A 7,577-nucleotide genomic window follows, 5' to 3' on the forward strand; every position below is an offset into this window, starting at 1 on the left:
TCTGTCCGGAAGAGTTTTTTTGTGAGCTGTTTTAGGAGGGCTCTGGATGAGGGATCGCAATTTAGGCTCGATTAGTGTAGAATGAATCTCTGCTGAATGGATGGGTTGAGAGTCTATAAGCCATTGAAACGATTGCGTGTAATTCTTTTGAGTGTGTTTGTGTTATCGGTCTGGAGTTCCGGTTCTGTTCGGGCCCAGGATGCGGGCGTTTGTCCCAAAACACTCGCCGCGATCAGCGAAAATTATTTGAGTCTGACCAGCAAAAAGATCCTGAGCGCGATCTACGAAAGCCTCGGTTGTCCGGTTGAGGTGCTTGATTACCCCGGACGACGCGGCGTTTTTTCATTTAATAGCCTGCAAGTGGATGGCGAGATCCTCCGTTTTGAGGTTGTAGAGTCGCTCTATACCCGGAGATTTGTCCGGTCAAGCCGCCCCTTGTTCTTTGAAAATGGACATTTGTGGCTTCACCCTGATGTTTCCCTGCGGGAGACGCTGCCAATCGGTTATCTCTTTGGCATTGTCTGGCACGAAAATTATATGAAGGGACGTCGGGGGAAAGTCTATAACAGCTCGGATGATCTCCTGAACGCCTATCAGAACGGAGAAATCGGCTCTTTTCTCTATACTGATTTTGCCATGAATATCAGAGTTACTGCCGGAAAAATCCAACCCGTTCCTGAAAAAGGGGGAAGAATTATCCACGCTCCGTTCTATCATTATCTTGGGGCTGAGTTCACTCCTTTCATGATCCGGCTTTCCCGGTATCTTGATGAACATGAACCCTTCAGCTTTATGGAAATCCCTGAATCTGGCAGTAAGCAGGTTATCACACTAACGCAGTAAGATTGCGGGATCTTCCTCCCTTGTCTTTATTATCCAGACCTGCCCGATATCTGAAAAATATACCTGGTTGTCTTCCTAGCGGGGGCCGGGTATCTATGCTGCAGAAATCTGTATGGTCACTGTGATAGAAAAGCAGGAATAAAAAAATGCCAACGGATGGCTGTAAAACTGAAACCTGGCGCAGCGATGCTTTTGCCGCTCTGCGGAATTCAATGTCCTGTTATCACCCGCTGTCAGATCCGACATGGAATGATTTGCTCGGGCTTTTGGTTCCCAGAGTTGTTGAACGTCAGGACTGTATTCTGCACCAGGGCGATGTGCCCTGCAGTTTTGGATTTGTTTATAAAGGCCTGCTGCGGTTTTTCTCAGCTGATAGCAAGGGCAATGAATACAACAAGGTGTTCTTTGCCGAGAACAGTTACCCCGGGTCCATGGTTGCCCTTCTCGAGAAAAGGCCCTCGGATTTTACAATCCAGGCACTGGAGAAAACCCTGTTGCTGGAGCTGGATTTTTCTGGTTATCGCAAACTGTTGCAACGTTCCGAGGATTTGAAATGGTTTCATATTCTCTATCTGGAAAAGAACTGGGTTCTGGCCAAGGAAAGTCGGGAGGTCGCGTTGGTGCAGGAGAGTGCCACCGAACGTTATCTTAATTTTCGTCGGCAACAGCCTGATCTGGAAACGCGGTTATCCCAATATCATGTCGCCTCGCATATTGGTGTCACGCCAACCCAGTTGAGCCGGATCCGCAAAGCCCTGGTGACTGGATAACCGGGCAGAGATGAACTTCCTTGTTCTCAAGAATAAAGCCCCGGAAAGTTGACTGTCGGAAAATATAATTTCAAAACTCGAAAAATGATCAACATATGTAAATGATGATTATGCCGCCGGGTCGTAATTTCCGGTTATGAACACATCTATCTTGCCTTTTGTAGCCTTTGTCGCTGGCGCTGCCATTGCCGCTCAGGCTGCTCTGAATTCCCAACTCGGTCTGCTGTTGAAAAACCCTGTCTTTGCAACGGTTGTGGCTTTTTCCGCCAGTCTGGTTTTTACGACTCTGGCTTTGGTTTTTGCTGTCAGGCGGGTTCCCGATTCATCTTCACTGCAGAGTGTACCTTTTTATCTCTGGTTCACAGGCGGGCTGCTCAGTGCCTTTGCCATCGCATCCTTTTATTGGCTTATCCCCAAGATCGGGGCGGGGTCGGTTGTCTCGGCAGCTCTCACGGGGCAAATCCTGCTGGCGATGATTGCTGGTCATTTCGGCTGGTTCTATCTGCCGGTCGTTCCTGTGACGGCAGTCAAGCTGCTTGGTGTTGTCCTGCTTGTGGGCGGATCTTTGCTGATTAACAAGTTTTAAGAGCAGCAGCATACTGGTCTTTGTTTCCGCACAGAAAAATTCTAGCGGAAATTTTCAACTGGAAATTTCAAATTGTAACTCCGGGTAAGGAAAAATTATTTTTTACATCCGATGATGGTGGTGTCGATCTGTTTGTAACAGTTGTCGACAGTTTCTTGTAATCGTTTGGTGGAGCCATGAGGCTGGGTGCCGCAGCTTTGATTTTTTTCCTACTTGGGTCCGGCGCTGTAGGAGCCAGCCTGGCGAATAGCACTGTCATCTGTCCAAAGAAGATCGCCACAGTCAGCAATAACAAGCTGTCGCAGCGGGCCGAGAAAATTATTGAACAGATCTATCTTGAACTTGGCTGCCCGGTAGAAGTTGTCGCCTTTCCCGGGCGTCGAGGGATCGCTACCTTTAACAATCATACAGTAGACGGAGAGCTTTATCGCTTGCCCTCTGCTGAGGGTTTTTATGAACGCAAATATGTAAAATCCAGCCCTTTGTTTATGATTTCCGGTTATCTTTGGCGACGTCCGGGTCTATCGGAAAAAGAGGAACCAAAAATCGCCTACGTTCTGGGTTTTTACTGGCAGGAAGCTTTCGTCAAGACAAAGCCAGCAGTAGCCTTTCAGAATTTTGATGCGGTTATCAAGGCTTACGAACAGGGAGAAGTCGAGGCTTTTTTGGCGTCTGATTTCCTGGTCCGCCGGATCCTGGATGAAAAGAAGATTACCGAGCTGCCTCTTCGCCAAGAGCAGTTGGAGGCCGAAGCCTTTTACCATTATCTCGGTGAGGAATATCACGCGTTTATGAAGCGCTTTTCAGATTACCTCGATCGACATCATCCCTTTGCTGAGCTGGAAGGAGAGTTGAATGGTGATCCGCAAAAAGAAAAAGGTGGACTTATGTGAGGCGTAAGAACGTACTTGTTATTCGTCCTGTAAAACCCGGGGATCGTCGGCACAGCTGGCTTCTGTTGCCGGCTTGAAAAGCTTCTGGCCCCAACGCTCCAGTCTTGTATACCATGTATCGTTGCTTAGCTGGGCGATTTCATCAAGAGCTTCTTCAGAGCCATTGTCTGCTGCTTTTTGCCGCCAGGCTGCCCGTTGATCCTGATCTGCTGTCAGGTTTCCCCGACCGATGCTATAGGCCTTGCTCAGTTCATATTGGGCCTCGGGATCGTTCTGCTGTGCGGAAAGGCAGGTCCAGTAAAGGGCTTTATCGTCATTAGAAGCGTAAGGGCCTTGTATGTCATCCATGCCCCGTTCGTCTGTCCAGTAATACCAGCCCAGCAAATACTGGGCAGCGGCATAATCCTGTCTGGCGGCCTGTTCAAACCAGTACATTGCCTGTTCCAGATCTTTTCCGACCCCGCTGCCTTCACTGTAATTCAGCCCCAGCTCAAGCTGTGCATGAACCTGCCCTAATTCAGCTGCCTGACGCAGGCGGTGATTCATCTCGGCCAGATCAGGATCTGGGATTAGACCGTCCCGATGTATCATGGCCATCTCGAGGGCCGCCCGAGCATGCCCCAAGTCAGCAGCTTTGCCCCACCACTCCAGAGAAGGCCGATAATTTTGCTGGGTGTAGTAGTAATAGCCAAGTGAATTGGCGGCGCAAACGTCATCCTGTCGGGCTTTGCCCAAGAGTGCCATCTCCTGTTCCGCGTCCTCTATGATTTCAAGCGCGCAATTGGCGGCAGCGGATGTCTGTGCCACGCTGTAGCTGGTGAGGCCAAGCGTTGCCAATAGTGCTAGGGCGGCAATTGAAACAGGTTTTGAAGAAAGGGCTATTGGCACGAGCGAGGCGTCCTTGCTGGTTTGGGTCGGTGACAGGGAATTCGTTGGGTCGTCAGTGTAATGAAGAGATGAACTTTCACATGAACGCACTTTATAGTGGTGAAATATAATCACAACAAGATGGAGTTTGAAGAGGGGGAGTAAGGTTTACAATCCGTGAGGTCGAGGAAAGAGATGCTGCCGGGATCGTTGCCTTGCTCAATCCGATTATTACCCGCGGCGGTTTGACCGCGATGCGCGAGACGCTGTCTGTGGCCGGGCANCTTTCTTATCAGAAGTCTTTTCCGGAAAAAGGAATTTTTCTGGTTGCCGTCGCAGAGGGGAGCTTGAAAATACTGGGACTGCAGTCAATAGAGCCCGTGGTGAAAGGGCAAGATCCGGTACAAGATAATCCTCTTAATTTTCCTGCAAAGGCCTTTTCGGGAGAAGGGGAGATATCAAGCTTTGTTTCCCTGGCCCATCATGGGAAGGGTATCGGCACAAGCCTGTGCGCGGCAAGCTTTCAAGCAGCACGCGCACAGGGTTATCAAAAAATCTCGGCCTATATTCGCGCAGACAATCCTGCTGCTCTGTCCTTTTACCGTAAAAACGGATTTCAGACTGTTGAGCACCTGAAGGGTGCCCTTAGGGTGAAGGGTGGATCTGTAGATCAGATCTGGGCAGTCAAAGAGCTTTAAGTCGGTTTTTTTGGAAAGATATCCTACCCTTTTGGTGTTTCCCCGTTCAGAATCTCCGAGAAAGCAGAGCTGTCGATATTGCCGCCGGAAAGAACAATCCCGATTTTTTTGCCTGCAAGCTGATCGCGTTCCTGCAGGGCTGCGGCCAGGGTTGCGGCTCCGGCTCCCTCGGTGGCGTTGTGGGTGTCGCTGAAATAAATTCTGGCAGCTTCGGCAACCTCGTCATCATTCACGGTGATAACCCGTTTCGCCCCTTTGCTGTAGATGGCGAAGGCATCGGGAACCGGGACTCGCACAGCCATGCCATCAGCAAAGGAGCTGCCCGGACCGCTTTCGGTGATGCGTCCGCTGTCAAAAGACAGTTTGGCGGCGGGGAACTGGTCCGATACCACCCCGATCACTTCGGTTTTTAGGCCAAGTGCATCGCGGGCGGTGATGGTGCCGCAGATCCCGGAGCCACAGCCGATGGGTACGTAGATCCGGTCAAGATCAGGAGCTGCGGTGAAGAGTTCGAGGGCATAGCTGGCCACACCCAGCATGATCTGGGGGTGGAAGGGAGGCACTACAAAGAGCTTTCTCTGTTCGGCCAGTTTGGCAACCTCGAGCAGGGCTTCGTTGAAGTCTGCACCCTGCTCAATCACCTCGGCCCCAAAGGAGCGCATGGCATTGTTTTTTTCTTTTGAATTGCCGTGGGGAACGACCACAACTGAGGCGAGACCTGCCTTGGTGGCGGCAAATGCCTGGGCCTGTCCATGGTTGCCGCGGGTCGCGGTAACGATCCCGGTTGCCTCAGGATGATTTTGCTTGAGCCACCGCGCAAAGGTCAGGCCACCCCGGGCCTTGAAAGCACCGATGGGAGTATGGTTTTCATGTTTGACCAGAACCTGACAACCAACCCGCTGATTTATCTGTGGCCAGGATATCTGGGGTGTTGGAGACATGTGCTGATAAATATAGCTGGCGGCTTCTCTCAACTGTGTTTCACTAAACATCTTTAATCCTTCGTTTTCTGGATCTGCCAACTGTACAGACTTGCAATTTGTTCTCCGCGGTTGAGCAAAGCCTATCAGCTTGATTGTGTGGTTCAATATTAATATTGTGTGGGCGACAATGTTTTCCGTTACGGTTTTTTTGACATCAGGGATGATTGGGTGATGAAACAGGACTGGAGACCAACACTGGACCCGACGATTCCGGTTAAGTACCTCGCAGTTGCGCAAGCGATTGCCAGTGCGATCAAAGAAGGAGAGTTGCGGGCAGGGGATCGGTTGCCGACCTACCGCGATCTGGCCTGGGATCTTGGCCTGAACGTCAGCACCATTACCCAGGCCTATCGTGAGGCGACGCGACGACACCTGATCGGCGGTGAAGTTGGTCGGGGCACTTTTGTTCTGGCCAGCAGTCGCGAGGCAGAGCTTTTCGCCTTGAAAGAAAACCCCACCCGGGAGCTTATCGACCTTTCGACAAATATCCCGGCCCGTCATCCGGATGACGATCAGGCAGCAGAGTTGTTTGCTGATTATTTGAAAAAGGAAAGTGGATCTACAGAACTGTTTTCCTATCATGCTCCGGATTTACTGACCCGGGCGCAGATGGCGGGAAGTAAATGGCTGGCTTGGCGAGGGGTAGAGTTGCCTCCGGCAGCTGTGGTACCAACAGCAGGCGCTCAGCAAGCCTTGCTGGCCTGTTTGCTGGTGCTTTGTGAGCCCGGTGCAACGGTTCTGGTTGAAGAGTTTACCTTCCCCGGCATGAAGGCTGTCGCCCGGCAACTTCGGTTGCGTTTGCAGGGGATTCCTTGTGACGAGGCAGGTGTCTTGCCTTCAGCCCTGGATGCTGCCAGCCGGAGCAGCGGGGCCAGGGTTGTTGTCCTGACACCCAATCTGCAAAACCCGACCGGGACTGTCATGTCGGCAACAAGACGGGCCGAGATTGCAGCCGTTGTCAAAACAAGAAATCTTCTGGTGATCGAGGACGATGTCTATGGGCCCTTGTCCGGACAAAGGCCATTGGCACTTGAGATGCCAGAGCACTGCCTGATGATTTCCGGCCTGTCCAAAACAGTTGGACCAGGGCTGCGGTTCGGCTTTGTTTCGGGGGCGGAGCGCTGGATTGCCCCGATCCGGGCTGAGGTTCATGCCACACATTGGACCATGAGCCCGGTGATGTTGGGCATGGCCTGTCACTGGATTGAGGAAGGGCGGGCCTTTGCCCGTAGCGACTGGCAGCAGGTTGAGGTTGCTGCGCGTTGGAACCTTGCCCGATCCCGGTTGAAAGGAGCAGGGAGACAGGCGCCCGGAAGCGTACTTTCGCCCGCGCCGCACCTCTGGCTGGAAACCTGTATTCCGGCAGATGATGCGGTGATGGTTGTGCGGGCAAGGGGAGTAGAAGCTGTTCCGGACAGTTTTTTCTCTAGCGGTCGGCACCAGGAAAACAGGTTGCGGATCTGTCTGACAGCACCCCAAAGTCGTGCGGTACTTAGTTTGGCCTTGGATAAGTTGATTGAATGCAATATTTTGGCGTAGAGCTTTATCCTTCCAGATCGGAGTTCAGAATTTTGGCGGATTATCAAAAAACTTCTTGCGAGGTGATTTTGTTGATAACCCGATATCCCTTTTGAAATTTTCGGGCAGGTGATGCAGATCTGTAAATGACATTACTTTTGTACGCGGAGTGAATAATAGATCATACATTACAGAGACCTCAGCAAAACTCTGACCTTTCCCTAGACTGATTGATTAAGTATTTTTTGGCTATGAAACAAAGCTTCAAAACACAACCCGCCCTTTTCGCGACACATGAGCTTTTGGACCACCCAGCGCTGAACGCGCTTGAGGGTATAGAAGGTTTGATCAACTGGAACGCGCTGGAGCCGTTGTTACCGCAAGGCGAGGGTCGGACTGGTCGCCCGGGCTATGCGGCG

8 protein-coding genes are annotated in these 7,577 nt (G+C 51.5%); 6 read left to right on the forward strand and 2 right to left on the reverse strand.

The window, feature by feature from the left end; genetic code table 11:
• Positions 1-96 precede the first annotated feature (96 nt).
• From B152_RS0109180 to B152_RS0109195, 4 genes are all read left to right on the forward strand, one after another.
• Complete coding sequence (locus B152_RS0109180; RefSeq protein WP_169337413.1) at positions 97-843, forward strand: hypothetical protein; 747 nt, start codon at positions 97-99, stop codon at positions 841-843.
• A gap of 146 nt (positions 844-989) precedes the next feature.
• Positions 990-1,613, forward strand: a complete 624-nt coding sequence (locus B152_RS0109185; protein ID WP_020592116.1) for a Crp/Fnr family transcriptional regulator — start codon at positions 990-992, stop codon at positions 1,611-1,613.
• A gap of 136 nt (positions 1,614-1,749) precedes the next feature.
• Complete coding sequence (locus B152_RS0109190) at positions 1,750-2,199, forward strand: DMT family transporter (RefSeq protein WP_020592117.1); 450 nt, start codon at positions 1,750-1,752, stop codon at positions 2,197-2,199.
• 176 nt (positions 2,200-2,375) lie between these two features.
• Positions 2,376-3,092 (forward strand): type 2 periplasmic-binding domain-containing protein, encoded by a 717-nt coding sequence (locus B152_RS0109195; RefSeq protein ID WP_020592118.1) that lies wholly within the window; start codon positions 2,376-2,378, stop codon positions 3,090-3,092.
• Between the two features lie 18 nt (positions 3,093-3,110).
• Here B152_RS0109195 and B152_RS0109200 read toward each other — a convergent pair whose 3' ends face one another.
• The gene (locus tag B152_RS0109200; RefSeq protein WP_157231008.1) at positions 3,111-3,980 is read right to left on the reverse strand and encodes a tetratricopeptide repeat protein; all 870 of its coding nucleotides are present in this window, start codon (positions 3,978-3,980) and stop codon (positions 3,111-3,113) included.
• Positions 3,981-4,132: 152 nt separating this feature from the next.
• On the opposite strand from B152_RS0109200, the gene B152_RS23110 reads away from it, so the two are divergent.
• The gene (locus tag B152_RS23110) at positions 4,133-4,657 is read left to right on the forward strand and encodes a GNAT family N-acetyltransferase (protein ID WP_083921852.1); all 525 of its coding nucleotides are present in this window, start codon (positions 4,133-4,135) and stop codon (positions 4,655-4,657) included.
• A gap of 23 nt (positions 4,658-4,680) precedes the next feature.
• Here B152_RS23110 and B152_RS0109210 read toward each other — a convergent pair whose 3' ends face one another.
• Positions 4,681-5,649 carry a threonine dehydratase gene (locus B152_RS0109210; protein WP_020592121.1) on the reverse strand — a complete coding sequence of 323 codons (969 nt, stop codon included), beginning with the start codon at positions 5,647-5,649 and terminating at the stop codon, positions 4,681-4,683.
• A gap of 162 nt (positions 5,650-5,811) precedes the next feature.
• Here B152_RS0109210 and B152_RS0109215 point away from each other — a divergent pair, with 162 nt between their 5' ends.
• On the forward strand, positions 5,812-7,179 hold the full coding sequence (locus B152_RS0109215; RefSeq protein ID WP_020592122.1) for an aminotransferase-like domain-containing protein: 1,368 nt from the start codon (positions 5,812-5,814) through the stop codon (positions 7,177-7,179).
• Positions 7,180-7,577: the final 398 nt, after the last annotated feature.

Origin of the sequence: Kiloniella laminariae DSM 19542, from assembly GCF_000374005.1 — a bacterium.
Taxonomy (GTDB): Bacteria; Pseudomonadota; Alphaproteobacteria; order Kiloniellales; family Kiloniellaceae; genus Kiloniella; species Kiloniella laminariae.

Excerpts from the sequence above, each read along its gene's own strand:
- B152_RS0109180 (WP_169337413.1), top strand. The coding sequence starts at position 97 with ATGGATGGGTTGAGAGTCTATAAGCCATTGAAACGATTGCGTGTAATT.
- B152_RS0109185 (WP_020592116.1), top strand. The coding sequence starts at position 990 with ATGCCAACGGATGGCTGTAAAACTGAAACCTGGCGCAGCGATGCTTTT.
- B152_RS0109190 (WP_020592117.1), top strand. The coding sequence starts at position 1,750 with ATGAACACATCTATCTTGCCTTTTGTAGCCTTTGTCGCTGGCGCTGCC.
- B152_RS0109195 (WP_020592118.1), top strand. The coding sequence starts at position 2,376 with ATGAGGCTGGGTGCCGCAGCTTTGATTTTTTTCCTACTTGGGTCCGGC.
- B152_RS0109210 (WP_020592121.1), bottom strand. The coding sequence starts at position 5,649 with ATGTTTAGTGAAACACAGTTGAGAGAAGCCGCCAGCTATATTTATCAG.
- B152_RS0109215 (WP_020592122.1), top strand. The coding sequence starts at position 5,812 with ATGAAACAGGACTGGAGACCAACACTGGACCCGACGATTCCGGTTAAG.